Source organism: Bdellovibrio bacteriovorus str. Tiberius (assembly GCF_000317895.1).
Taxonomy (GTDB): Bacteria; Bdellovibrionota; Bdellovibrionia; order Bdellovibrionales; family Bdellovibrionaceae; genus Bdellovibrio; species Bdellovibrio bacteriovorus_F.
Genome location: NC_019567.1, coordinates 1,509,872 through 1,533,424 on the forward strand (window position 1 = coordinate 1,509,872; position 23,553 = coordinate 1,533,424).

Genomic DNA, 23,553 nt, shown 5'->3' on the forward strand with positions numbered 1-23,553 from the left:
GTCCTTTCTGAGGTTTAGTTCTCGAAAATATGAAACATTTTGGGCTTTTTGGGAGCGGCCGGGCTGTTTGGCCAGCAGAGTGTCTGATTTTAGGTCGAGTGCCATACGTCACAACAGGACTTTACATTTCAGATTATCAACACTGATTACTTTATTTAGTTCTCGAAACCCGAGGGGACTTTCTATTCTTCAGAGGAAGGAAAAACTAAACATGGAGGAGTAATGGCTTGGCTGTCACAGCTTGTCTTCTTGGCATTCGTTTTGGTTTCATTTTCCGTTCATGCCGCGGGCACGGACCCGCTGCCATCCTGGCATGACGGCAAACTGAAAAAATCAATCATCGACTTTGTTTCTGAAGTCACCCAGAAGCAGAGTTCCCGTTTTGTCCCGCCGGAGGACCGCATTGCCACCTTCGATAACGATGGCACCCTGTGGTCGGAAGTTCCAACTATCGAGGTGGAGTTCACCAAAAACCGACTGCAAGAGGCGTTGAAAAAAAATCCCGCCCTTAAAAAGCAGGAACCTTATGTCAGTCTTTTAAAAGGGGTTCCGGTCACGCAGCTGACTCAGAAGCAGATTCTGGAAATATTTTCCCTGACCCACGCGGGTATGAGCGAAGAGGAGTTTTCCCGGGAGGTGCGCGAATTTTTCAAGACCGCGCTTCATCCAAAACTGCAGGTGCCTTACACGCAAGCCGTGTATCAGCCGATGCTGGAGCTTTTGGCCTATCTTCGCGCCAATGAATTCACGCTGTTTATCAGTTCGGGCGGAGAGATATCCTTCATGCGGGAAGTGGCAACCACGATTTACGGCGTGCCCTCGCAGAATATCATCGGTTCTTATTTCGTCGACAAACTGGAGGAAAGAAACGGGCGACTGGTCGCCGTCAGGACATCGGCACTGGCGCTTGTCAATGACAAGGAAAACAAGCCCATCGGAATTTTACGCCACATCGGCAGACGCCCGATTTTTTCTGTCGGCAACGAGCGCAACGGAGGGGACATCGCTCACTTGCGTTTTTCCCGGGAATCCACTTTGCCGAACTTTCAGATCATGATCAATCATGATGACGAGGCCCGGGAGGCCGCTTACAGCGAAAAGGACAATGCTTCGCTGGCGGCAGCCAAAAAGTTCGGATTCAAAGTTTTAAGTATTAAGAATGACTGGAAGCAGGTCTTTCCGTCACAGAAATCAATTGCGAAGGATTTTTAGCTGACTCACTAACACATGGAAAAGGAGTTCCATTATGGTTAAGTCCCAGGAATCTCAAAAATCTCAAAGAAAAGAAAGTGGCGACGGCAAGGGCAGGAAGCCCAATATCCTCGTCATCATGGGTGATGATATCGGCATCACCAACTTAAGCTGCTACAGCCGCGGAATGATGGGTTATCACACCCCGAATATCGATCGAATTGCTCAAGAGGGAATGATGTTCACGGATTCCTACGGCGAACAAAGCTGCACAGCGGGACGCGCCGCCTTTATGACGGGACAAAGTGTGTTCCGCACGGGGCTGTCCAAGGTGGGACTGCCCGGGGCGCAAGTGGGAATTAAAAGTGAGGACCCAACCATTGCGGCTTTGCTGAAACCCCTGGGGTATGCGACCGGCCAGTTTGGTAAAAACCATTTTGGTGATCGCAATGAATATCTTCCTACTGTTCATGGCTTTGATGAGTTTTACGGTAATCTTTATCACCTGAATGCGGAAGAGGATCCGGAAGATCCTGATTATCCAAAAGGACATCTGTTCAGAGATCGCTTTCTGCCTCGCGGAGTTTTGCGTTGTAAGGCCACGGATAAAGACGATCCAACTGTGCATGAGCGCTGGGGCCGTGTCGGCAAACAAACTATCGAAGATACCGGTCCGCTGACCAGAAAACGCATGGAAACCTGTGACGATGATTTTGTTGATGCCGCTAAGGACTTTATTTCCCGACAAAATTCGGACGGAAATCCTTGGTTCGTCTGGTTGAACACCACTCACATGCATTTGCGCACGCACACCAAACCTGAAAGTATCGGTCAGGCCGGGCCGGGGCAGTCGCCATATCATGACACCATGATTGATCATGACAAAAACGTCGGACAAATGCTGGATCATCTTGATGCTTTGGGTATCAGCGAAGACACAATCGTGCTGTATACGACGGATAACGGACCTCATATGAATACCTGGCCGGATGGGGCTATGACTCCTTTCCGCAGCGAGAAAAATACGAACTGGGAAGGGGCTTTCCGGGTTCCATTGTTACTTCGCTGGCCGGGACAGGTGAAGGAAGGGTCCATTTCAAATGAAATTGTTCAGCATCACGACTGGTTGCCGACATTCCTGGCTGCCGCCGGTGAACCCGATGTCGTCAATAAACTGTTGGGCGGTCATCAAGCCGGAGAAAACAAGTACCGCGTTCATATCGATGGTTATAATCTGGTTCCGTATTTGACCGGTGAAGAAAAAGAAAGCCCGCGCAAAGGATTTATTTATTTCAGTGATGACGGGGATCTTGTAGCCCTTCGTTTCCAGAATTGGAAGATGGTATTCATGGAGCAGCGAAAAGCCGGAACATTGGGTGTGTGGGCGGAACCATTCACCCCACTGCGTGTGCCGAAGCTCTTCAATTTGCGCACGGATCCATTTGAACGTGCTGATGTGACTTCCAATACCTATTGGGATTGGTACATGAGCAAAGCCTATATCATTATGGCAGCTCAGGCCATTGTCGCAAAATTCCTGGAAACTTTTGCCGAGTATCCGCCTCGTCAAAAGGCGGCCAGCTTCACCATTGATCAGATCATGGAAAAAATGAGCAACGCCGCTGGCTATGCCCATCAGGATTCCACAGGAAAAAACATCAAAGAATCCCCCGAGTCCCATCGCGAAGCGGGGCAGGGCATGCCGCCTGTAAAAGGCAGACAGGATGAAGGTGAGCAACGCAGAAGTACTCATTAGACCTGAGCAGGAAAAGGGGCCCTCGGCCCCTTTTCCTGATATGATCTGGATCCCCGGTGGTATGTTCACCATGGGCTCCGATAATCATTATGCAGAAGAAGCACCGGCCCACCGGGTGAAAGTCGATGGTTTCTGGATGGACCGCCATCCCGTGACCAACCGGGATTTTTTGGCCTTTGTTCAGGCCACGGGCTATCGTACATTTTGTGAAAAAGAACCCGATCTAAACCTGTATCCGGGCGCTTCTGAATCCATGAAAGATCCCGCGTCGGTGGTGTTTGTTAAGCCAGCTTCACCTGTGGATCTGCGAAATCCGTATTTATGGTGGCAATTTATTCCCGGGGCGAACTGGCGCTCTCCGCAAGGCCCTGGCAGTTCTATTGAAAGCCGGATGGATCATCCGGTGGTGCACGTATCGTGGCAGGATGTTCAAGCCTATGCCAAGTGGATCGGCAAAAAGCTGCCGACCGAAGCTGAATGGGAATTTGCAGCGCGCGGGGGGCATGAGGGGCGCGAGTTTGCGTGGGGTGAAGAGCTTGAACCCGAAGGCCGTCATCAGGCCAACATCTGGCAAGGGGAATTTCCCTGGCAGAATCACAGCGGCGATGGTTTCGAGGGGACTTCCCCGGTCACAGCCTTTCCGCCGAATGACTACGGATTGTTTGATATGATCGGCAATGTCTGGGAATGGACGGTGGATTGGTACAGCCCGCGGCATCCCGATGAAAAACTGAAAGCCTGCTGCATTCCGAAAAATCCCCGCGGAGGGGCCGAGGCAGACAGCTTTGATCCTCGTCAGGCTTTAAAGATCCCCCGTAAGGTGATGAAAGGGGGATCGCACCTGTGTGCCCCCAATTATTGCAAACGCTATCGGCCCTCGGCCCGCATGGCTCAACCCGTGGACACTTCGACATCTCATCTGGGCTTTCGCTGTGTTGTTCGAGGAGAACGAAGTTAAAGGAGACTTTCATGGAAGAAGCCGTCCGGCAATGGACTGAAGTCATTTCAATTTGTCTTGAGTTCTTTGCGGCTTTGTTGATTGCCGTGGGCGCATTGGAAGGTCTTTTCAGGCTGGCCAAGTTTTCCATTTTTGGTCAAAGAGGTCTGGGCATCAGAAAGGACATCTGGCTGGGGTTTGCGCGGTGGATTGTTCTGGGGCTGGAATTCATGCTGGCGGCAGACATCGTATCAACCATTGTTTCGCCGTCGTGGGATGCGATCGGCATGCTCGCCGCTATTGCGTTGATCCGGACTTTCTTAAGTTATTTCCTGGAAAGAGATCTGGAGGCCGCCTCCAGAAAGGAGTTGGGCGATGGAGCCTGAACGTTCATCAAATGAGATGTCGCAGGAAAGAACAAATCTTTCAGAACATAGAACCGATCTGTCGGAACATCGCACCGGACTTTCTGAGCATCGAACAGAATTATCCGAACACAGAACTGACCTGTCCGAGCATAGAACCGAGTTGTCGGAAGGTCGCAGTGATCTGTCGGCAGTACGCAGTCATTTGGCGAATGAGCGCACACATTTAGCTTACATGCGCACTGGAATTTCTTTGGTCAGCTTGGGAATCACCATGAACCGATTCAGCTGGTTTTTGATGGAAAACAAAGCGATCTCCCGGCACGGGGGGCGTCCTTTTTTGGATGACGCCAAAAATACGGGTCTGGGAATGGTGATTCTGGGCAGCGCCATGCTGATATGGTCGCTGTATCGTTATTCGCACACGGCCAAGCAAATCGATGCGCATCACTATTTGCCGGCGCATCGGTCGGTGCGCGCCTTCACGCTGGCTTTGATACTAATTGGTATTGTGTCTGTATTATGGATGATTGTGGGGTAAGTAATATGGAAGGCACTTATGTTTTAGGGGCAAGTCAGCTCTTCACTGTTTTCTTTATCATGCTGGGGCCTTTTCAGGTGATCCAGCCCTTTGCCAAAGCGACCAAGGACATGTCCCAGCCGCAGGTGGTTTCGCTGGCTACGAAAACCACCTTACTGGTGATACCGATTTTAATAGTGCTGGGGCTATCAGGCCGAGTTCTGATGGAAAACTGGCAGATCCCCCGTGCCGTTTTAGAGCTGACGGCCGGATTGATCTTTGCCTATGTGGCTTTTTCCATTGTCCTGGTGGGAAAGCAAAAAGCAGAACCCAAGTCTGAACAAGCCCAGGATCCCGTACCGGTCACGCCGTTGGGAGTGGCTATGAAAATGGTGGTCAGCGCCCATGGACTGGCAACGTTGATTGTGCTGCTGGCGGTAAGTCAGGATCACCAGCGAACGCTCTTGATTTTCGGTGTCCTGATTGCGGTGATGATTTTGAATTTACTGGCGATGATCTATAAGAAAATATTCTTGGGTAAGACGGGTGTCGTGGCCATGCAGGTCTTTGGCGTCGTTTTGGGCGTGATGCAGGCGGGGATGGCGCTGGCGATCATTCACATCAGCCTGATGGAGCTGCATAAAGGGTTTCTTTAGTTAAAATCCTCAGGCTTAAAAATTCGATGACTTGATCGTCTGAATGATTCTTTTGCTGACGGTGTTGTTGTGCTTTTCGGGACGGTACACCAGACAGATTTCGTCTTTGAACACCGGGGCTTCTTTTAATTTTTCAAGCTGCTTGTATTGGGCGGCGACTCTTGTCGGCAAAAGACCGTACCCAAACCCCAAAGACGTCAGTTTCGCCACGACCTCAAGGTTGCCTGAACTTAGCACGCCATTGAAGCTGGTCCTTTTGCTGATCTTTTTCAGAATGTATTGGGACTGGGCCAGGTTCTGATCATAAATCAATTTGTCCTGGGCGTTTTTGGTGTGGAAGATCGTGACCTCATCTGTGCACAGCTTGTGAATAACAAGATCCGGGTGCTTGATGGGATTCACGACAATGCCGAAATCCGCTTCCCAACTGATGACCTTTTCAGTCATTTCCCTGGAAAGACCATGAATAAAATTGAAATCAAGGCCCGCAAAATCGGACTGCAAAGTCGGCATGAACGCCGCTAGGGTATAAAGCGCGACCGAGGGGTGAACCGCAATGGTATAACTTCCCTGAATAAGACCCGAATCAGGATTTGCCAGATTCTGGGCCTGCTCCCATTCATAAAGCAAACGGCGAGAGCGCTGTTTGAATTCTTCCCCCAGCTTGGTCAGCTGAATGCCGTTTTTAAGCCGGATCAGCAGATTTCCGCCCAGTTCAGTTTCCAGTCGTTTGATGGAATAGCTCAGGGCCGGCTGGGAAATGCCAATGATTTCCGAAGCCCGGGTGACATTCAGGGTTTCGCAGACAGTTACAAAGTATTTTATGTCATCCATCATTAAAGACATAAATAGTTTTTATCACAATGAACTAAAAGGGTCATTTTATTTATTTCTAGAAATTCGCTAGTTTCCGCTTTAGGAGGAAACCGAGTTTATGAAGCCTGCAGCCCTTGAACTAATTTCAATACAGAGTCATTCCCTTGAAAGTTTTGATCTAAAAAGGTCCCCCGCTGCCGACACAGCCATGGAAACGGCCCGAAGAATGTTGGCCGAGGTCATGAACTATCGCCGTGTCCCGGGGGCTCATGACCGGTGCGACAATTCCGAATGCCAGGCTTGCGCCTCTGTTCACCTGCCCAAGATCATTTCGGCCGTTCGCAACAATATGCCTGTCACCTTTGTACTTCCGGCTTTTCCCGGTAAATCTCCGAATCCGGAAAAGGTTCTGGGGCCTTTGCCAGACTATGCAGAACAGCTGGCGCTGGAATTCCTGGGCCGCCTGGGTCAGAGGATTAAAAAGTACTACTCTCCGGGGATTAAAATCATCCTGTGCTCTGATGGAAGGGTTTTCAGCGACCTGGTGGGTATGAAAGAAAGCAACGTGACGGCTTACCAGTCCGAACTTTCGGTGCTTAAGGACAAACTATCCCTTGCAGATATTGAGACCTTCAATCTGGATGATTTTTATGGCGAGCTTAGCTTCAATCAAATGCGTGATGAGCTGATGAAGCGCTATGGCAGTTCCTTGGATTTCTTAAAGCACAAAGTTCGCAATGGTGCCGGGGATCAGGCGACCGCCGACGAACAAGATGCCCATCGTATGTATTGCGGAATCACGCGCTTTCTGTTCGAGGATTCTTTGCACTCGGGGCAGACCAAAAGCCGTTCTGCGATTCAGAAAGAATCCCGTTTGAAGTCCTATGAAGTCATTCGCCGAAGCAACGCCTGGAGCGATCTGATCGCCGAGCGCTTTCCTGAAGCCGTCAGGCTGTCCATTCACCCACAAACCTGCGGGGCTGCGAAGCTGGGTATCCGCCTGGTTGGAAATGAAAGTTGGATGACACCATGGCATGGAGTGGCTGTTGAAACCAAGAACGGCCCCGTTCTGCTGAAACGTTCTGAAGCCGAAGCACTGGGGGCCGAGTTGATTTATTCATCGGACGGACGCCCCAGCCACTACAAAATGGGAGGTGTCCTGTGAATTTTAAAGCAACTTATATGAAGCCCTTTGGCGTTATTGTTGAACCCTTGGTTCAAGGCACCAGTGTCAGGGATCTGGATTTGAAGTCCTTGCACGACTTTTTCCTGCAGGAACAAATCGTGGTGCTAAGAGGATTTTCCACCTTCAGGGATTCTGCGGATTTTGCTAAGTATTGTGAGCTTTGGGGCGAAATCAGCATCTGGCCTTTTGGAAAAGTGCTGGAGCTGATCGAGCAGGACAATCCTCAGGATCATATATTTGATCACCGCTATGTTCCGATGCATTGGGACGGAATGTATCGTCCTCAGGTTCCGGAATATCAGATCTTTCATTGTGTAAAAGCACCACTGCCGGGGCATGGCGGGCGAACCACTTTTTCAAATACCGTGCTGGCCCTTAAAAATGCGACGCCCCAGCTGAAAGATCTTTGGAGCAAAGTCACAGGGATCTATCAAAGAAAGATGGAGTTTTACAACAGTAAGACCGTGTCGCCGATTATCACGAAGCACCCGCAACGAGATTTTTCTGTAATTCGTTACAATGAGCCTCCTTGTGAAGGTAAAGAATTTGTTAATCCTCCGGATCTGGAGTTCGCTGGTGTCGCGGGCGGAAAAATGAAGGAATTCCATCAGGGGTTGCAAGACGCCCTTTACTCGCCCGAAAATTTCTATGCGCACGAATGGCAGGACGGGGATGTGGTGATTACGGATAATTTCTCTTTGCTGCATGGACGGGAAGGTTTTACTTCAAAATCGCCACGTCATCTGCAGCGTGTGCAGGTGCAAAGCAGTCCGCCCTTTAACAACCCCGGTCTGGAGTCTTACAAATGACGCCTCAAGTGGTGGATCTTGTTGTTGTCGGGGCGGGGCCCGTGGGGCTGATGTGTGCCTATCTTGCGAATCTTTGCGGGATCAGCACCGTGATCGTCGATAAATCCGCGGCACCATTGCAGGTAGGGCGCGCCGATGCCCTGAACGCCCGAACTTTGCAGCTGCTGGAAGTCGGTAAGTTATTTGACGAAGTTTACCCTTTGGGAAAGTCCTGCAACACCAGTTCCGTGTGGGCGGATGGAAAGTTTATTTCGCGCCAGTCTTCGTGGTGGGACGAGCTGGAAGGGTGCCTGCACAAACATTTTCTGATGCTGGGGCAGTCTTATGTGGAACAGCTATTGGACGGGCGGCTTGCCGAACAAGGCGCTGCGGTTCGTCGTTCGACCGCGATTGCGAATATTGAGATTATTGAAAACGGGTGTCTGACCACTTTGGCGGACGGTCAGGTGATTCAGTCCCGTTATGTTGTTGGAGCTGATGGTTCGCGGTCTTTTGTCCGTGAAAAAATGCAGGTGCCGTTTGAAATCGTGAGGCCGCAGATTATTTGGGCGGTTATTGATGGGGTCGTTGAAACGGACTTTCCAAAAGTGCCTGAAATCATCGTCTTTCAGGCGGAAACCTCGGACGTGGCGTGGATTCCCCGGGAAGGAAATATTGATCGTTTCTATGTTCGTATGGACGTCAGTGATTTCACCCTGGAAGAAGCTGTTGCGAAAATCAATCGCGCGATCAAACCCCATGTTTTGGGGTTTAAAGAGGTCGTGTGGTTTTCCCAGTTTTCGGTGAAAGAGTCTGTGGCGGAAAAGTTCTCAGTGCAGGATCGGGTGTTTTTGGCGGGTGATGCCAGCCACATTCATTCGGTCAACGGCGGACAGGGACTGAACACGGGCCTGGCGGATGCTTTCAATCTTATTTGGAAAATGCATATGACTTTGCATCACGGGGCTTCGGATGGCCTTTTGCAAAGTTATGAATCTGAACGGAAACCCGTAGCTTTAAGTGTCATTGAGTCTTCAGGAGAACTTGTTCGTTCAACCAAATATTCTGCGAAGGGGACGCATGCCGAAGATTACGTTCGGATTGTGCAGAAGCGCGCGGGGAATATTACCGGGATGGGGATTCGTTATGCGGGCGAAGGTTTGGTGGGATCGCGACTGTTTGATTTTGAGGTGAACAGCGGGGCGGGGACAGTTCGGCTTTATTCTTTGCTGGATTATACGAAGTTTACTTTGTTTGTCTTTGGGGATGCGCAGCTGGAATTTGAGCTGCCGAGGTATGTTCAGCTTGTTGTCGTTGATGCTTCTGATTCTGTGTATGCGGGGCAGGCGGTATTGGTGAGACCGGATTCTTATATTGAATTCGTGGTCCCACTGGCGCGGGTTGGGGAACTTGTGGAATTGGTTTTTGGTTAAAGGTCTATTTCCAGTTCGTAGATGCCTCTTGCGGCGAGGACTTGTTGGGTGGAGTTTAGTTTTCTTACTTCGGTGAGTTCCCAGGAATAGTAGCCGGGTTCCCATCGGGTTGCGCAGGCGGCGGGGATGTCTTTTTCTTCGAAGGGGCGAACGGATTTGATTTTTACGATTGCGACTGGGATGCCGATGTCGGTTTCGCCTTCTTTGAAGAGGAAGTTTTTGTTTTCTACGATGAGCAGGTCACCGGTGAGGTCGGTAGGGGGAAGCCAGCGGCGGACTTCGATGGTTTTTTCGCCGTTGGCGATGCGGGTGCCGTTGGGGTGGACTATGGAGAGGGTTTTGTGTTTCATCATTCTGTTCCCGGTTTTGACTGGCTTGTTTCTCGCGTTGCTTGAAACTCGCTTGGGTTCTGGGTTTGCGGCGGGGGGTGGGGCTCGTCGCATCACGCTCCTCGGGGCGTTGCCCTGCGCTTTCGCGCACCCTCGCGCTAGCATCCTGCTAGGGCGAGGAACCCCTGTGCCGGCGTCGCCGCGTGCTGCGAGCTTTGTAGGATTGTTTTTGCGCCGGCGCTCTAAGTTCTAAGCCCCTTGAAAACTAAGCTGTGAGTAAAAATAAAAACCCGAATCTTTCGATTCGGGTTTTTTATTTTTAATTACAAATTGGCGTTCGCTGGTGCCGGGTCTTAGAACTGAATTGGTTAACAACGGCCAATGATTCTTACGGCGCTTTGTGTCACTATCTCGGGATTGTTTACATTAGTTGCAGCCCAATATTCTTGGGCTCTTTGAAACATACTAGCAACGGAGTCTGCTTGAGTGAAGTTCATATTCCAGTCCCCACGGTGGTAAGCAGCTTTTTTATCAAGAATCTCTACTTTATATAGGATATCAAAGCCCCTTTGTCCTTCAATACGGAAGCGCTCGGCAATAGTTTTATCTTCGCAAAGAAAGATAGAATCCCACCTGCTGGGTTTGTTTTGATAGTTGAGGACGCGTATTTGCTCAAATATGGCTTCTCGCGCGACTAGTCGCAGGTCGTTATGGGCTGAATATAGTTTAAGCATTCTTCCCCAGTTGCCCGGGAGGACAACGCTCCCTACATCGAGTGGATATGAACTGTTCCTGACCCCGATTTTATTTGGACACCCAACCCAGGGGGTCTTTATGGAAACAACGTCTAACAGACGGAAAGTATTTACACAGGAAAAGAAGCAATTAATCATCAAAGAGCACAATTCCCAGGGAATTTCTATCCCAGTGCTTGCCAGGAAATACGGGGTTCATGCTATCACTCTTTATAGTTGGAAGAGGCAAATGAACCACAAAAAAGACGAATCCCCAATCAGTGCGGAATACATTCAAAAGTTGATCGAAGAAAACGACAAACTCAAGGCTGAGAATCAGAATCTCAAAGCTAAAGTTGGCGATTTGACGATCAAGAATGACATCTTAAAAGATGGCCTGGAGATCGTTCAAAAAAAAGCGATATTAAAAGCACTTCAACCGCCAAAGAAGTCAAAGCGCTTAATCGGTATGAAGTAAGTCAGATCGCAGAAGTTTTCGAAATCAGCCGAAGTTCAATTTATTACGAACCAGTTTCTCAGGAGGAAATTGGCATGCCTCGCCATTACCAAAAATCAGACGATCAAATAATTTTAGAAGAAATCAAAGCCGTTATTGCAATTAGAGCCACCTATGGCTACCGCCGGGTGACAACGATGGTGAATCGCCAAAGATCCCTTGATGGTCGCAATAAGATCAATCGCAAGCGTGTTCAAAGAATCATGCGCATGAATGGTCTTTCATTGCCACAAACAATGCCACAGCCAAAAAGGCCACATACGGGAGTTGTTATGACTATGTTCCCGAATCTGCGTTGGTGTTCAGATGGCATGGAAATCCGCTGTTTTAACGGCGACAAAGTTTTCGTGGCGTTTGCTTTGGATTGTTGTGATCGCGAAGCATTTGCTTACGTCGCTAGGACTGAGCCGCTATCAGCTACCGACATAGAGGAATTGATGGTTAAAGCTGTTGAAGCGAGATTTGGTGAGTCATTGAGATGTCCTCGCGAAATTCAGTGGTTGTCAGATCGAGGGTCAATTTACCGTGCGAAGTCCGTGAAGGATCTTGGCAAAGAGTTAAATCTGAATTGCTGTTACACCAGAGCCTACAGCCCAGAATCCAACGGCATGGCTGAAGCATTCGTTAAAACAATCAAAAGGGATTACGTTTATCAGGCTGACTGTGACAGCGCAGAGACGGTTCTCAAGCTTTTGCCGCAGTGGTTTGCAGATTATAACAATATTGCTCCGCACTCAGCACTTGGCATGAAGAGCCCGGTCGAGTACAAAGGGTCCGTGAACTTTTAAACCGTGTCCAAAAAATCGGGGTTCACTCCAGAACAAAAGAGATAGTACGATTGATCAGCTAACATTTATCGATTTCCTTACTTTATTTAATTGGGTTAAGTACTCATTGATTTGATAAGATCTCTTAGATCTACATTTCCCATTCTTTCAAAGATCTATCGATGTAGGACTTGAGACGTTTATATCTTTGACCTAGCTTTGGATGATCTTTGAACTTGTCTTCACAGTCTAAGACAAATTTTTTAAGGGGTTCGAGGATCTCAAGCGTATAATTGAAATCATCTGGCAAGGTGGATTGAAGTTCTCGGGCGGATGCGCCAAAAAAATGAACCATTGGTCGCCCATCTTCGTCCACAATTATCCAGCCATTACATCGTTCCGCCATCATTTGACAGTATTTCCCTATGGCGGCATCTCTGAACTCAATGTTTACAATGCTTCTTAAAAAGTTTAGTAGGCCTATTCCAATCAGAACCCTAGGATATTCAGCTTCCTTGCTTTCTAAAGTATAGGCTCGATTTAGTGCTGGTCCATAAAGTTCATTGCTCCCTGGATACAGAGAAATACCACCTTCAAGATCGATACCTCCACGGAATGGTACTTTTTTACTTAAATACAACGGAGCTATCGTACCAACTGAAGCTAAAATTCCGTGAATGCTATTCAGTACTTTGGCGTAATCCAGGTCATTTTTAAGGTAGACTGGTGTCCATACGATTGTAGAGTCAGAGAAACTCTGAAAGTTTATCTTCGAATGACTTAGCATTTCCTTAAAATGAGTTTCAAATTTTTTCGGAATTTGAAACGGTGGCTCATGCTCTAAATAGCTGTCGAAGAAGTCTAAAAACTGCTTTCTAAAAGCCCAAACAGTGCCTACTGTATGCTTGAGGGTCTTTTGCAGTTTATCTCGACTTATCTCCGGATTCTCAGCCTCTAGGATCCCTTCAATTTCGCAGATTCGATCCTTCTGTCCAAGTAAATCTAGGAAAGCTACAACGTGATGGCCGTAATATAAGTCTGGCTTGCTCTCTCGATCTGTCTTCGGGATGACCATAATTTATCAGACCTTTTTCTTTGCTACTATCAGAAGACACATGACTAGCAGGACCATTAGGTTGAAAGAATATTCGGGTTTGTATGATAGGCCATGGGCTACTTTATGACGCCAGTTCTGTCCGGATTTTTCAATTAGAACAAAGCGCAGATAAAATAGTTGGTCTTCAGAGAATAGATTTTTGATGGTTTTGGAGTACAACAAAGCATTGATGTCTTGTTCATTTACTACCTTGCGTCTACTTTTATCGTCTTTCATGAAGAAGGTAGCCTCTTTGTTCTGCTCACAGAGGTCTCTGAGAAGGCTTTCGAACTTCATAGCAAGAGAGTCGCAACAGAGGACAAAGTCGGGGCGATAGTTAGCATTTGCTAGAGCTTCGTTAGTTTGAGTGATGAAATATTTCAGTGCCGGGAGCACCAGGTCCAGAAAGGATTCTTCTGTTTCAACTGCTGGTGACCAGATGTTTCTTTTCTGGGAAAGCCAAGTCTCATTCGTCAGATATGATTCAAAAAGCTCAATAGTAAATAGTCCGCTTTTGATGCCGTGTAAGAAAATAAATCTGAGCAATAGAATTTTATTACATTGAAGATGGAATTCGTATGTATGTAACTCCCATCTTCTTTTTATTTCTTCAGGGGTTGTGAAGTGTTCAATTGTGTTTCCTCGGTGATCCAAGACAGATTGAGGCATATCACTTTGGAGAGGCATTTTCTTAAGTCTAGCCTCATTTTCGGTGCGAATGGCGTTGACGTTTGGAATGAGCTCGGGAGTGTCCCTTAAGAAATTTAGGACTTCTGCTCCGTGTTCTTTGAGTAGCTCTTCGGCGTATCGTGAAGCTGAATTTGCGGACTCTGTTAAATCTATTGTTTGACGATATGACCCTAGACGGATTGATTTTTTTGCTTCGTCGTACTTTCTTTCTAAATCTGCGACTTTGTCCGTGTTTTTCATAGATTTATAAAGCTCCAAGGCTTCAGAAATATATTCCGCCGATGCTGGATTACTCTTCCCAAAAGAATCTGCAATTTGTTCGTAGACATCTGCCAGTTGATGCTTCCAATCAATGGATTTTAGTTTGGACTTGTTGCTCACTTTTCCGAGAGCAAGTAGCCAGTCCATTTTACCAAATAGATCCGTTTTATCTTTCTGATGAGTATAAACATTTTCGATGTGTGGGAATAAGATCGAACCAAAGGTTTTCCATTTTTCTATTGAAAGATCAAGTATGAATAGTCTTACTGAACTAGACGCCGGATTGTTGTAATCGTATGAATTAAATATTCTGATTAGTAATTCCTGAGTCTCTTGTTCTTTGTAGGACACTCTAGTCGATAGGACCCAGAGGCTTTTTAGTGAGTCAATAATTCTGTGTCCTCGGCTCTTCTTTGGTTCTTCCAATTCGAAATTCAGTAGTTGGGAAGTTGAGTCTAGATACGAGTCTATTGCAGATTTCACAAAATCAATATGCTTTAATTTCGATTCCCAGAGAAGATGTGCGTAGCGTGCTTTGAGGGTTGGATTTTTGGAAGTCCAATGGCGTTCCTTCAGATAGTCCAAATCTGAATCTGAGTAGATGGATAGGTCTGGGAATGGACTAGCCAGCACAAACTTTGGATTTACTTTTCCATCGACAAAAACAAAACTCTGAAATTCTAGTTCAAGTTGACACTTATGAAGAGACTCTCTGTCGCCAGCATTTTTGTATTTATCCCGTAGTTTTTGAAACGCATTAGCTAGGCTATCTTCGTATTTTACTTTATGCGCAAAACTCTCTAGTATATTGAAGCCCTCGTTAAGATCCTGAAGGTCAGGTATCTTGGGGTTTCTTTTCTCATCTTCTTTTTTCATCTTTTCTCCATAAATGAAGATCACTATACAATGACTGCTGGTATTAGTTGACAATTTTGTGTTTAGCGTCATGATATATTTGTCGGATTGATTACACAAGTGGTGTGAGTACCATTCTCGGAAGGGTAATGATGGCTGCATTGGTGCTGGAGTTGCAAAAAGAAGCATTGGGGAAAGATGTTGGATTAACCGATCTGTTGCGGAAAGCATATTTTGTTGCTCGCAAGCTTAAGGTGAAGGAACTTGAGGAGTGGGTAAGTCACGAACTCAATGGTTATCCTTCGGGTACTGATTTGCCTCCATATAGAACGATTTCTGGAACAATGAAGGTCTGGAATCCGTATCACGGATGGCAGACCGTAATGTTTGAGAGTTCTAAAACTATGGATGCGCTATCTACTCGTCAGTGTTCTCAGGCGGCATCTGAAATTGAGCATATACTTCAAAACTCTAAAGATGGTGGGTCAGCCACAATGGACTACTCTGCGGAGGTAGCTGGTCAAATAATGAGTTCAATCGGAATAGACTTGCGGCCATCTCTTCACATTCCACTATCAGCTCTCCATAGAATCCTGGACTCAATTAAGAACTTAATCTTGAACTGGTCATTGAAGCTTGAAGAGGACGGGATTCTCGGTGATGACGTTTCCTTCTCAGATGAGGAAATTAGAAGAGCGGCGCAGGCAAATTATAATATCACTAATATTTATGGGAATGTCGTTGATTCGCAACTTCAGCAAGGAACTCAGAGTTCTAGGCAGAAATCGAGGAAGTAGTTATGGTCGATATTAACAAGAAGCAATTGCAGAGATTGAGGTATCTGAATCAGCTTTTTGACGAGGTTGGGGGTGACACCGGTCCAAATGTTGGGAGTTTGGTAGTTGGGCGATCTATAGGCCTTACTGATCATGAAGTTGATGTGATTATTCGCTACTTGTCAGATGAGGGTTTAATTGAAATTACGACGATGGGCGATGATGATGGGCCTACCGTCGAGCTAACTCATCAAGGATTGGTTGAGATTGAGAGAGCTAGAACCAACCCCCAGTTAAGGACTGAACATTTTCCGCCAATGGTAAATATTATCAATATTAAAAACATGAACGGTTCGCAAATTCAACAGGGATCTGTTGGCAGTAGTCAATCGCAAGTCAACAAAAATGCAGATCTTGAGATTTCTATTCGCAACTTGATCAGTAAGATTGAATCCTCTAATGCGGCTTCAGAAGATCAAAAGGAACTAGCCCGGACTTATGCTGATGTCATTATCTCTCAGGCTAAAATTTCTGCTGAATCTAGAAATAGTGATTTGGTAAAGAAGACGTGGGAGAAGTTGAACAAACTTAGTGTGGCCCTTTCTCTGATCGATTTTACCGCCAAAGCAGCACCTGTTATTGCAAGTACCTTTGGATTCCTATGAGTTTGAGCTGATGATTTCAGTAGAAGCCTGATTTTAGGTTGATGATAGTAGTGTAGGAGTTTCTAAAGTTCCCGGTCTAGTATGTTACTTTAGATCTTTAGTTACAACAACGGCAATCCCCCTACCCTAAGAAGAGAGCTGCGCACTCTAGAAATAGTGATTGCTAGCGCGATACTTCAAACTTAACCCTCTGGCCAGCGCTACTCATGGAACAACGGTCAGTAATTCCATCAGTAGAACTCGCCAGTTAATGGTGGTTGCCGTTACCCATCCACCAAAGTATTCAGTCGTTACCTGAAGGCGAGGAGTGATCCTCTATATTCAAGATCCCTTATTGGCCGGTTTGAGAGTAAATCCCCCTTCAGTCTTGATCGTCCTGATGCTACTGAAGCCCAACTGTGTCACCTATGAATGCGTCCGCATCCATCCCCAATGACTACCTGACACCTAAAAGAAATAGCGTTGAAGATTCCCAGTAGATTTAAGACTTCTTCAAGAGCCTTTGCCAGTCCTTATTAGGTAACTGAACCTTGCCTAATTTTACGTCTGATAGGCTACGCGTTGACGGAAAGCTTGCGCCTTCTCAAAAAGCAAACACCGCTGGTCGAAATAAAAAAAGGGAGAAAGCGTCGAGTCGTGAACAATTATTCAGCCTGGTTTGGGGTTCCGGAGGAAAGGAGGCTTTTCACAAGGAAACGACGCTGTAATAAGCTCGTGGCACAATAAGTACAGGTCGCCGCGGCCAACCGGCGGGGGCAGTCACTGAGCCGCTCCTAAGACGGATCTGGAGTTTACTCTAATAGCAGCTGAAGAGTTTTCCTTCTTGGAGGTGTTATGTCCATTCCGTCCACAAAGAAGATAGATATTGAAGCAAGCAAGGCTATGAATAGCTACAGAGCGGGTAGGTCGCTCAGGGCAAAGGTAACGAATGCGTCAGCGTTGATGCTGTTAGGAGTCTTGCCATTGGTTACTGATGACACCAAGGCGGCTAGGCTTCTAAAGGTGATTTCCCAGTTAACGAAGGATAAATAGCAAGCCAGCGTTTTCCAATGCGGGGTAGCGGTGCTATATGGCCCTCTTCTTTAAGAATTTATATACCTACTTTATTCTTCTGACTGAGTAATGCCGTTTTGGACAGCCTGTTCTCTCTGTCTTAGGGCTTCTTCTTGAGATTCTGCTTTGTACTCCATTAGCCGTGCAGTAATGGGCTCAGACTTGAAGTCCTTTGGGTAGGCATCAACTAGTTTTGTTACGGCCTCATCCCAGGAGGCGACAGTGCCCCAGTCTGTTTTTACAGTATTCTCTACAGCGGTAATAACTTCCCCTGTGGAAGTGTCCATCAAGTTAATGGATTGCTGGCACTCGTGTCCCATTCCAGTCCAATAAGAAATATCTCGGCATTGAACATTGGCCACTACGACGGCACCTGCTCCATACAGTTTGCCATAAAGTGCAAACTTTTCTCGATCTTCAAAGCGATCAATAGACTTCCGGTGAAGCATATCTTGTTCTTCTTTGATTGCCTTCAATCCTTTTGATCTATCAAGAATAATGAAAGATCCATTTGCCACTAGAGCTGTTTGGAGTTTCGCATACTCTTTTGCTGAAATAGAAGCACTATCAATCATGATCCTCATGGACTTATCTGAAAATTTAGTTCGCTTCTCTTTTGAGGAACACCCAGTAGCCAAAATGAACAAAGAAAGTATCAGAATAGCATTTTTCATAGAATCCTCCTGGCCTTGATTGAAGTGCCTATTTACCTTTTGATTTCTTCATATCCATCAGTCCCTTGCTCTTAAGGCCTTCTTTTAGAGGATAGAGAATATTGGGAAACAGAATTTGTGGAATATCCTTTCCATCAATAACAACTCTCTGAATATCCAAGATGTCTTCTTTCTTTACCGTCTTTTTCTTAAACAGAAACTTGGAGACCGTCACGTTGTCCGTCATTTGATCCACGGATTCATTGGTTAAGATCCAACTATCGCTGCCCACGGCAGTCCATGAAGTTTTACCATTTGAAAAGAGCTTAACAAAGGACTTCAGAGATGTTTCAAAATTAATAAGTCCTCCCTGCGAATCTGAGATGACTCTTAGGGACTGGTTTGGGCTCTCAGCATTTGCTGTAGATGCGGTTAAAAACAACGCTAATAAGATGGTTTTTAGTGTATTTGACATAATAAACTCTCACTTCCCTGATTTTGTCTTAACTTTCTTAATAGTGATTTCATATAGGCCGGTGTGAACCTCTGCCTTGTCGATGAGGCTTATAAATTCCTCTCGTGGATCCTGCTCTCCGAACAACAAGTAATGTGTGCTAATGCCAAAATAGTTCGATAGTGACTTGATTGTCTCAGCTTCCCGAGGAATTCGCCCGCCGGCGCCCAGCCACTCTTGTACAGTTCGATATGGAATGTTGAGATCTCTGGAAAGATCTTTTGCTGTTAGGCTCTTTTGGCTTAAAAGCGTCTTTAATGTATTTCCGAAAATATTCTTTATTTGTTTCACGCTATTATCCTTCGTCAAATAACAGAATTTGCTTTAGATAGTTGCTTAACAGTGTGTTCAATGCGCGTAACAGCGTGCTTCGGATGTACATATTCATGTGTATTCATCCTTTCTTTCAAATTTAAGATCTTTAACTTTCCCAATTGATAGCTGAATAGATGATTTGCTGGATGGAGATTCTTTAAGTAGAGGGTTCTGTTTAAGAGTGGTGATGAGATCATAGTCTAAATCATCCAGAAGTAGGTAAACGTGCGACTCTTCCGAGATCTCTAGTAAGTCAGCGCTTCTTATTAGTGCTTCATGGGCTGATTCAGCAATCTTTCTAAGTTCACTTGAATCTATTTGAGCGCAATATCTGCGAGCTTCGCGTAGCAATATTGAAAGATAGATGCATTCTTGTCTGGCTCTTGAGGGAACTAGTGTTGAAGCGGCTTCATGAATAATAGACTCAGTGGTCATGCCTTCTCTTATCTGTCCGTATCCAACACTAATGATGGGGGAAGCTTTGAGTGTAATATGTTCTTTCCTAATCTGGCTGAGAATCTTGTTGGCATTTTTAAAGACAATTTCAAGATCTCGTATCTTCAATCATTCTCCTCTGTAACGAATTTTAATCGGCCGATTTCGTTCTCTCGAAAATGACAAAAATCCAGAAGCCGTAACCCTTCGTAATCACTTGTTGTCATTACCCTCTGAGGTGTGTTTTTCGGAAAACGATTTAGCTGCGCCCTTCAAGACACGTTTTATGACTGTATTGGAACAGCCTAACTGCTCTTCGATTTTCCGATAGGACATACCCTGTTCTCTTAATCTTAATATTTCTTGATCTAACTTAAGCGGTGGTCGTCCTAAAGTTTTTCCTTGGGACTTGGCATAGGCAAGACCAGCGATAGTCCGTTCTCTAATGAGGGCTCGTTCAAACTCAGCAAATGAGGCAAGTAACTGGAATTGCAATTTACCGATCGCCGTTGAAAAATCTATATTGTCTTCAATACTGATGAACTTGACGTTATGGTCATCGAAAAGAATCATCATATCCAATAGGTGCTTGAGAGAGCGGAACATCCTATCGAGTCGAACGACGCATACGACACTTACGACGTTACGACGTACAAGTTTTTGGAGTTCAGCAAGGCCAGGGCGAATATCCGTTCCGCCGCTGTAGCCTTGATCCACGATCTCCACTGTGTTATTGAGTTCTACATGGTGGGCGTAGTCCCTTAGAGCTTCAAGCTGCACTTCTGGCTGCTGTAGCTCTGTCGAACATCTCGCATAAAGAATAGCTTGCTTGTTAGTTTTTTTATTCTTTTCCACCTTTTTTAAAATTTTGCCTGCGTGAATCAAAATAAAAAAGGGAATAAGTTATGAATGAGAACATTAATTTGCCGTTGGCTCTGCCATTTGGTCTTAAGAATAAGTCCCATGCCGAGGAAACTATACTAGATAAGTTTAATACCCTCTACAATAACAGAGCATTCTCCGAATATATCAAGTTTGGAAAGACCCTTGAAAAAGAGGAACAGGATGCAAAGAAAGAAGGAAAATGTCTGGATCTAATTCCTGACTTTCATAGAGGGCTTCTTTGTCTTTTTCAGAAGATGCTTGAAAATATAAATCTACAAATAATCTGTGATTGTCTTGAGAAGGATCTACAATCTAGACAGCTAATTTATGACATTGTTAATGCACTTCAAGTTTTCAGAAGCCCTTACTTTGGAGAAATGTTTGGCGAATATACAAATCGTAGGCTTGTTAATTATGTCGCCAATAAAAATGGAGACCCAAGACTATTCAACAACGCCGGTGATGTTAAGCCTCCAAAGGAGCTCAATGGTATAAAAAATATTTTTTGGTACTTATTAAGAAATCTTCAAGCGCCTGATAGTACGTTCAGAAGAAGCATTAAGAATTCTGCATACATTAATGAGAAAATGAAAAACGAGATCATTAATTCATTTAAAGTGTCGTCTCTAAATACAAAGTCTTCTAAACTTACCTTGGCAGATCAACTAAATGATTTTTTTAGTAAGGACAAAAAGTCACAGGAGATGCATTCAAGAATATTGGCAAATGTTGAACAGGAAAAATTTAGATTAAAACATGAAGTCATTGCTGACATCTTGAACTGGCGATTCAACTTAGATATGGAGTATGATCATGACCTCCAATATCCTAAGTTTAAGCCGTTAATATATTTTTCGAAGGATAACATTGAGGTGTACCTTAACCCTCGAAAAAAGTAGTCTCAAATCGAATATATGCGACTTTCGGCCCCCTTAGAGTGCTTTTTTAAGGTATGACATAAGGATCTCACTTAAGCGGAATCAACCGCACAAACCCTTGAAAAGGGAGAAGGTGAGGTCCATCTTGGGCATTCTAAAACCAAACTACAATAATTCAATAGAGCAAGTGCCTGCGGGCATTTATACAGCCGCCATTGTTTCTGCAACTCCGATTACAACTAAGTCTGGCACTACGGCTGTCAAAGTTGAGAGTAAAATCACAGAAGGTCCTTATAAAGATAAGGTCATTCCAGTAACTCTTCCTTTGGAAGGAAAAGCTGCCGGATTCTTTAAGAACTTTGTTTTAGCTGTCAAGCCAGACTACCAAGGTCGTGAAATTGCAACAGAAGATCTTATTGGGAGGCCTCTAAAAATCAAGGTAATGACTTCGACTTATCCAAATGGTGCAAGGTCATATCTAAAGATAGCAGCCTTCCCTGCTTCTTTCGATGAGGGTCAAAATACTACTCAGTCGCAAGAGGGGATTCGCAATGAAATGTAATGCGAAAATCGTTGGACTTAAATTCCTTAGTTCAAGAGCCATTATCTTAGTACTCCATCTTCGCAGTGAGGATGGGATTGAGACAACAAAAACAGCCTATTGCCCAATCGATAGCAAAGGCTTCTTCCTGATAACACGTCCCATTTTGGAGAAATACCTCTGCGATGCAGATGGCTGGATCAATGGGAGAAGTTTTGAGACTGAAATTCAGAACATGGAATTTGAACTGTATGCCAACAATGACAATTACATCAACATCAAGGGATTTGAACGTGGCATTAGTAAATAGTATTAACGTATCTGGTTTTGCGTTTCACGGACTTTGGAGAAACTCGAGTGGCGAAGGAATTGTATCCATCGCCCGTGGTAGTGCGTTGGATGTTTACCCCACTCGCTCAATAGAGTTGCGTCGGTATTTAAGGCAAAAAGCATATCTAATTGATGGTGAGAATGAAAGAAGTCGAATCCTGAACGACAACGCCTTGGATTCGATCATTGGCACTATTGATGCCCTTTGTGATCTGTCTGACAATGAAGTTAATTTATCTGTTAGAGTCGCGACTGGAGCTGGCGGCGAAATTCTTGTTGATGGCATTAGCAATATTTATTCTATTACTGCTGATGGCTGGAATATAACTAGTATTGACAGGCCTATTTTTAAGAGATCTTCCGGAATGAAGCCTTTGCCGGAGCCTGTTCCTGGTGGAGATATTCACAAAGTGTTTGAATATCTGAATATTAAGGACAAGTCGGATAGGCTGCTATTCTTGACGTATTTGGTTTCGTCATTTGTTGCGGATATTCCTCATCCATTTGGGAACTTCTTTGGATCTCAAGGCGCTGCGAAGACTACAGCGATGAAAGTCTTTACAGCTATTGTTGATCCAAATACGGTGACTGATATCCACTCAGCCTCGGAGAATGACTTTCAGATTGCGGCCAGTCAAAGATGGGTTGTTTGCTTGGATAATGTTCCGGATTTTACAAGAAAGTTTTCCGACTACATCTGTAAGGTAGTAACTGGGGCGTCTTTTATTAAAAGACGTCTCTACACAGACGACTCAATGATGGCCGAGCGATTCTTACGTGTTGTTGTTGCTAACGGAATCACAGTCCCTGCTCAACGCGCTGATCTTTTAGACAGATGCCTCTTATTCCAGTTAGAAAGGATTGAAAGACATCTGCGCAAGGATGAAAAAACTCTTTTTGCAGATTTTGAAACTGACCGAGCACAGATTCTTGGTGGGTGTTTTGATGCGCTATCAAAGGCCATGGCGCTCCTGCCCACAATTGAAGGATCTTTTAACACTCGAATGGCTGACTATGGAAAATGGGGGTGTGCGATTGCTCTTGCTCTTGGATATTGCAGAAGTGATTTCGAGGATGCCCTAGAGAAAAATAATCAGAGGCTGAATGAAGAGTCCTTGGATGCATCACCTATTGCAACAGTGCTGGACTATATTTTTCTCAAAGCAGGAAGTTCTGGTTTTAGAGGTTCTGCAAGTGATTTGCTTAGTGGAATAAGAAGTTGTGCAGAGTCTGCGGGAATAGAGCCAAGGTATTTGCCTTCGAGTCCTCATGCAATGGGAAAGAAGCTGGTAGAAATAAAAGCAAACCTTCAGAGTTCACAGTATTTTATTGAATTTGTCAGAGGGAAGGAGCGCATTTGGACAATTTGTCCTCCTCCGAGCTACGCAAAAGACCGTAGTAAATATTTAAACAATTCTTTGTCGTCTATATCGTCCGGAGTCACAAGAGCTTTTTCTTACAATGATAAGATGACCGATTTGTAGGTAGGGCATGACAAAATTAGTAGAGTCATTAAAGAAAGGTCTGAGTTGTTCGGACTCCTGTTCTGATGATGAGTTTATCGAAGTTGTCACGCTCTTCAAACTTCTGGTAGAGATCAGTAAAAGAAAA

27 protein-coding genes are annotated in these 23,553 nt (G+C 45.4%); 17 read left to right on the forward strand and 10 right to left on the reverse strand.

Translation table 11 applies throughout. The features are described 5' to 3' along the window. The first annotated feature begins 222 nt into the window (after positions 1 to 222). Genes BDT_RS07205 through BDT_RS07230 form a run of 6 tightly spaced genes read left to right on the forward strand, consistent with a single transcriptional unit; the run spans position 223 to position 5,425 of the window. Positions 223 to 1,212: an HAD family hydrolase gene (locus tag BDT_RS07205; RefSeq protein WP_148278754.1), complete on the forward strand. Its 990-nt coding sequence runs from the start codon at positions 223 to 225 to the stop codon at positions 1,210 to 1,212. Between the two features lie 34 nt (positions 1,213 to 1,246). Continuing rightward, the gene (locus BDT_RS07210; RefSeq protein ID WP_015090593.1) at positions 1,247 to 2,947 is read left to right on the forward strand and encodes an arylsulfatase; all 1,701 of its coding nucleotides are present in this window, start codon (positions 1,247 to 1,249) and stop codon (positions 2,945 to 2,947) included. Beyond that, complete coding sequence (locus BDT_RS07215) at positions 2,922 to 3,905, forward strand: formylglycine-generating enzyme family protein (RefSeq protein ID WP_015090594.1); 984 nt, start codon at positions 2,922 to 2,924, stop codon at positions 3,903 to 3,905. The genes BDT_RS07210 and BDT_RS07215 overlap by 26 nt, the downstream gene beginning before the upstream one ends. 11 nt (positions 3,906 to 3,916) lie before the next feature. Continuing rightward, the gene (locus BDT_RS07220; protein ID WP_015090595.1) at positions 3,917 to 4,270 is read left to right on the forward strand and encodes a DUF1622 domain-containing protein; all 354 of its coding nucleotides are present in this window, start codon (positions 3,917 to 3,919) and stop codon (positions 4,268 to 4,270) included. After that, the gene (locus tag BDT_RS07225) at positions 4,260 to 4,790 is read left to right on the forward strand and encodes a YidH family protein (protein ID WP_051026282.1); all 531 of its coding nucleotides are present in this window, start codon (positions 4,260 to 4,262) and stop codon (positions 4,788 to 4,790) included. The genes BDT_RS07220 and BDT_RS07225 overlap by 11 nt, the downstream gene beginning before the upstream one ends. Positions 4,791 to 4,795: 5 nt before the next feature. Continuing rightward, positions 4,796 to 5,425 (forward strand): MarC family protein, encoded by a 630-nt coding sequence (locus tag BDT_RS07230; RefSeq protein ID WP_015090597.1) that lies wholly within the window; start codon positions 4,796 to 4,798, stop codon positions 5,423 to 5,425. A 15-nt stretch (positions 5,426 to 5,440) separates the two neighbouring features. On the opposite strand, the gene BDT_RS07235 is transcribed toward BDT_RS07230, so the two are convergent. After that, positions 5,441 to 6,271 carry a LysR family transcriptional regulator gene (locus BDT_RS07235; protein WP_015090598.1) on the reverse strand — a complete coding sequence of 277 codons (831 nt, stop codon included), beginning with the start codon at positions 6,269 to 6,271 and terminating at the stop codon, positions 5,441 to 5,443. 88 nt (positions 6,272 to 6,359) lie between these two features. Between BDT_RS07235 and BDT_RS07240 the strand changes: the two genes are divergently transcribed. The 3 genes from BDT_RS07240 to BDT_RS07250 are packed head-to-tail and all read left to right on the forward strand — an operon-like array spanning position 6,360 to position 9,648. Continuing rightward, positions 6,360 to 7,406, forward strand: coding sequence for an L-tyrosine/L-tryptophan isonitrile synthase family protein (locus tag BDT_RS07240; protein WP_041577328.1), 1,047 nt, complete (start codon positions 6,360 to 6,362; stop codon positions 7,404 to 7,406). Continuing rightward, a complete protein-coding gene (locus tag BDT_RS07245) occupies positions 7,403 to 8,236 on the forward strand; it encodes a TauD/TfdA dioxygenase family protein (protein ID WP_041577331.1) in 834 nt (277 codons plus the stop codon). Before BDT_RS07240 ends, BDT_RS07245 begins: the two co-directional genes overlap by 4 nt. Next, positions 8,233 to 9,648: an FAD-binding protein gene (locus BDT_RS07250; RefSeq protein ID WP_015090601.1), complete on the forward strand. Its 1,416-nt coding sequence runs from the start codon at positions 8,233 to 8,235 to the stop codon at positions 9,646 to 9,648. The genes BDT_RS07245 and BDT_RS07250 overlap by 4 nt, the downstream gene beginning before the upstream one ends. Here BDT_RS07250 and BDT_RS07255 read toward each other — a convergent pair. After that, positions 9,645 to 10,001: an ASCH domain-containing protein gene (locus tag BDT_RS07255; RefSeq protein ID WP_015090602.1), complete on the reverse strand. Its 357-nt coding sequence runs from the start codon at positions 9,999 to 10,001 to the stop codon at positions 9,645 to 9,647. The genes BDT_RS07250 and BDT_RS07255 overlap by 4 nt on opposite strands. Before the next feature lie 344 nt (positions 10,002 to 10,345). After that, positions 10,346 to 10,711, reverse strand: a complete 366-nt coding sequence (locus BDT_RS19295) for a DUF2441 domain-containing protein (RefSeq protein WP_041577333.1) — start codon at positions 10,709 to 10,711, stop codon at positions 10,346 to 10,348. Between the two features lie 100 nt (positions 10,712 to 10,811). Between BDT_RS19295 and BDT_RS07265 the strand changes: the two genes are divergently transcribed. Both BDT_RS07265 and BDT_RS07270 read left to right on the forward strand, forming a co-directional pair. Then, positions 10,812 to 11,189, forward strand: coding sequence for a transposase (locus BDT_RS07265; protein WP_041577221.1), 378 nt, complete (start codon positions 10,812 to 10,814; stop codon positions 11,187 to 11,189). 23 nt (positions 11,190 to 11,212) lie between these two features. Beyond that, positions 11,213 to 12,016, forward strand: coding sequence for an IS3 family transposase (locus tag BDT_RS07270; protein ID WP_235046334.1), 804 nt, complete (start codon positions 11,213 to 11,215; stop codon positions 12,014 to 12,016). Between the two features lie 130 nt (positions 12,017 to 12,146). Here BDT_RS07270 and BDT_RS07275 read toward each other — a convergent pair whose 3' ends face one another. Together BDT_RS07275 and BDT_RS07280 are read right to left on the reverse strand one after the other, a co-directional pair. Then, positions 12,147 to 13,070, reverse strand: a complete 924-nt coding sequence (locus BDT_RS07275) for a hypothetical protein (RefSeq protein WP_015090603.1) — start codon at positions 13,068 to 13,070, stop codon at positions 12,147 to 12,149. Between the two features lie 6 nt (positions 13,071 to 13,076). Then, complete coding sequence (locus BDT_RS07280; RefSeq protein ID WP_041577335.1) at positions 13,077 to 14,918, reverse strand: DUF4209 domain-containing protein; 1,842 nt, start codon at positions 14,916 to 14,918, stop codon at positions 13,077 to 13,079. Positions 14,919 to 15,046: 128 nt separating this feature from the next. On the opposite strand from BDT_RS07280, the gene BDT_RS07285 reads away from it, so the two are divergent. Together BDT_RS07285 and BDT_RS07290 are read left to right on the forward strand one after the other, a co-directional pair. Beyond that, entirely contained in the window at positions 15,047 to 15,694 is a 648-nt protein-coding gene (locus BDT_RS07285) for an AbiTii domain-containing protein (RefSeq protein ID WP_051026283.1), read from the forward strand. Positions 15,695 to 15,696: 2 nt separating this feature from the next. After that, on the forward strand, positions 15,697 to 16,338 hold the full coding sequence (locus tag BDT_RS07290; RefSeq protein ID WP_041577337.1) for a hypothetical protein: 642 nt from the start codon (positions 15,697 to 15,699) through the stop codon (positions 16,336 to 16,338). A gap of 1,103 nt (positions 16,339 to 17,441) precedes the next feature. Here the strand turns inward: BDT_RS07290 and BDT_RS07300 are convergent. From BDT_RS07300 to BDT_RS07320, 5 genes are all read right to left on the reverse strand, one after another. Continuing rightward, positions 17,442 to 18,065, reverse strand: a complete 624-nt coding sequence (locus BDT_RS07300) for a CsgG/HfaB family protein (protein ID WP_041577341.1) — start codon at positions 18,063 to 18,065, stop codon at positions 17,442 to 17,444. 28 nt (positions 18,066 to 18,093) lie between these two features. Continuing rightward, on the reverse strand, positions 18,094 to 18,519 hold the full coding sequence (locus BDT_RS07305) for a hypothetical protein (RefSeq protein WP_041577343.1): 426 nt from the start codon (positions 18,517 to 18,519) through the stop codon (positions 18,094 to 18,096). 9 nt (positions 18,520 to 18,528) lie between these two features. Beyond that, on the reverse strand, positions 18,529 to 18,849 hold the full coding sequence (locus BDT_RS07310; RefSeq protein WP_041577345.1) for a helix-turn-helix domain-containing protein: 321 nt from the start codon (positions 18,847 to 18,849) through the stop codon (positions 18,529 to 18,531). A gap of 93 nt (positions 18,850 to 18,942) precedes the next feature. Further along, a complete protein-coding gene (locus BDT_RS07315; protein WP_041577347.1) occupies positions 18,943 to 19,437 on the reverse strand; it encodes a hypothetical protein in 495 nt (164 codons plus the stop codon). 84 nt (positions 19,438 to 19,521) lie between these two features. Then, entirely contained in the window at positions 19,522 to 20,163 is a 642-nt protein-coding gene (locus BDT_RS07320) for a recombinase family protein (RefSeq protein ID WP_051026284.1), read from the reverse strand. A 50-nt stretch (positions 20,164 to 20,213) separates the two neighbouring features. Between BDT_RS07320 and BDT_RS07325 the strand changes: the two genes are divergently transcribed. The 4 genes from BDT_RS07325 (at position 20,214) to BDT_RS07340 (ending at position 23,426) form a co-directional block, all read left to right on the forward strand. Then, the gene (locus BDT_RS07325) at positions 20,214 to 21,092 is read left to right on the forward strand and encodes a hypothetical protein (RefSeq protein ID WP_015090606.1); all 879 of its coding nucleotides are present in this window, start codon (positions 20,214 to 20,216) and stop codon (positions 21,090 to 21,092) included. A 124-nt stretch (positions 21,093 to 21,216) separates the two neighbouring features. Continuing rightward, on the forward strand, positions 21,217 to 21,633 hold the full coding sequence (locus BDT_RS07330) for a DUF669 domain-containing protein (protein ID WP_148278757.1): 417 nt from the start codon (positions 21,217 to 21,219) through the stop codon (positions 21,631 to 21,633). After that, the gene (locus tag BDT_RS07335) at positions 21,623 to 21,922 is read left to right on the forward strand and encodes a hypothetical protein (RefSeq protein ID WP_041577351.1); all 300 of its coding nucleotides are present in this window, start codon (positions 21,623 to 21,625) and stop codon (positions 21,920 to 21,922) included. Before BDT_RS07330 ends, BDT_RS07335 begins: the two co-directional genes overlap by 11 nt. After that, complete coding sequence (locus BDT_RS07340; RefSeq protein WP_015090608.1) at positions 21,906 to 23,426, forward strand: hypothetical protein; 1,521 nt, start codon at positions 21,906 to 21,908, stop codon at positions 23,424 to 23,426. Before BDT_RS07335 ends, BDT_RS07340 begins: the two co-directional genes overlap by 17 nt. The last annotated feature ends 127 nt before the right edge of the window (positions 23,427 to 23,553 follow it).

Excerpts from the sequence above, each read along its gene's own strand:
- BDT_RS07205 (WP_148278754.1), top strand. The coding sequence starts at position 223 with ATGGCTTGGCTGTCACAGCTTGTCTTCTTGGCATTCGTTTTGGTTTCA.
- BDT_RS07210 (WP_015090593.1), top strand. The coding sequence starts at position 1,247 with ATGGTTAAGTCCCAGGAATCTCAAAAATCTCAAAGAAAAGAAAGTGGC.
- BDT_RS07220 (WP_015090595.1), top strand. The coding sequence starts at position 3,917 with ATGGAAGAAGCCGTCCGGCAATGGACTGAAGTCATTTCAATTTGTCTT.
- BDT_RS07225 (WP_051026282.1), top strand. The coding sequence starts at position 4,260 with ATGGAGCCTGAACGTTCATCAAATGAGATGTCGCAGGAAAGAACAAAT.
- BDT_RS07230 (WP_015090597.1), top strand. The coding sequence starts at position 4,796 with ATGGAAGGCACTTATGTTTTAGGGGCAAGTCAGCTCTTCACTGTTTTC.
- BDT_RS07235 (WP_015090598.1), bottom strand. The coding sequence starts at position 6,271 with ATGTCTTTAATGATGGATGACATAAAATACTTTGTAACTGTCTGCGAA.
- BDT_RS07240 (WP_041577328.1), top strand. The coding sequence starts at position 6,360 with ATGAAGCCTGCAGCCCTTGAACTAATTTCAATACAGAGTCATTCCCTT.
- BDT_RS07250 (WP_015090601.1), top strand. The coding sequence starts at position 8,233 with ATGACGCCTCAAGTGGTGGATCTTGTTGTTGTCGGGGCGGGGCCCGTG.
- BDT_RS07255 (WP_015090602.1), bottom strand. The coding sequence starts at position 10,001 with ATGATGAAACACAAAACCCTCTCCATAGTCCACCCCAACGGCACCCGC.
- BDT_RS19295 (WP_041577333.1), bottom strand. The coding sequence starts at position 10,711 with ATGCTTAAACTATATTCAGCCCATAACGACCTGCGACTAGTCGCGCGA.
- BDT_RS07265 (WP_041577221.1), top strand. The coding sequence starts at position 10,812 with ATGGAAACAACGTCTAACAGACGGAAAGTATTTACACAGGAAAAGAAG.
- BDT_RS07275 (WP_015090603.1), bottom strand. The coding sequence starts at position 13,070 with ATGGTCATCCCGAAGACAGATCGAGAGAGCAAGCCAGACTTATATTAC.
- BDT_RS07280 (WP_041577335.1), bottom strand. The coding sequence starts at position 14,918 with ATGAAAAAAGAAGATGAGAAAAGAAACCCCAAGATACCTGACCTTCAG.
- BDT_RS07285 (WP_051026283.1), top strand. The coding sequence starts at position 15,047 with ATGATGGCTGCATTGGTGCTGGAGTTGCAAAAAGAAGCATTGGGGAAA.
- BDT_RS07290 (WP_041577337.1), top strand. The coding sequence starts at position 15,697 with ATGGTCGATATTAACAAGAAGCAATTGCAGAGATTGAGGTATCTGAAT.
- BDT_RS07300 (WP_041577341.1), bottom strand. The coding sequence starts at position 18,065 with ATGAAAAATGCTATTCTGATACTTTCTTTGTTCATTTTGGCTACTGGG.
- BDT_RS07305 (WP_041577343.1), bottom strand. The coding sequence starts at position 18,519 with ATGTCAAATACACTAAAAACCATCTTATTAGCGTTGTTTTTAACCGCA.
- BDT_RS07325 (WP_015090606.1), top strand. The coding sequence starts at position 20,214 with ATGAATGAGAACATTAATTTGCCGTTGGCTCTGCCATTTGGTCTTAAG.
- BDT_RS07335 (WP_041577351.1), top strand. The coding sequence starts at position 21,623 with ATGAAATGTAATGCGAAAATCGTTGGACTTAAATTCCTTAGTTCAAGA.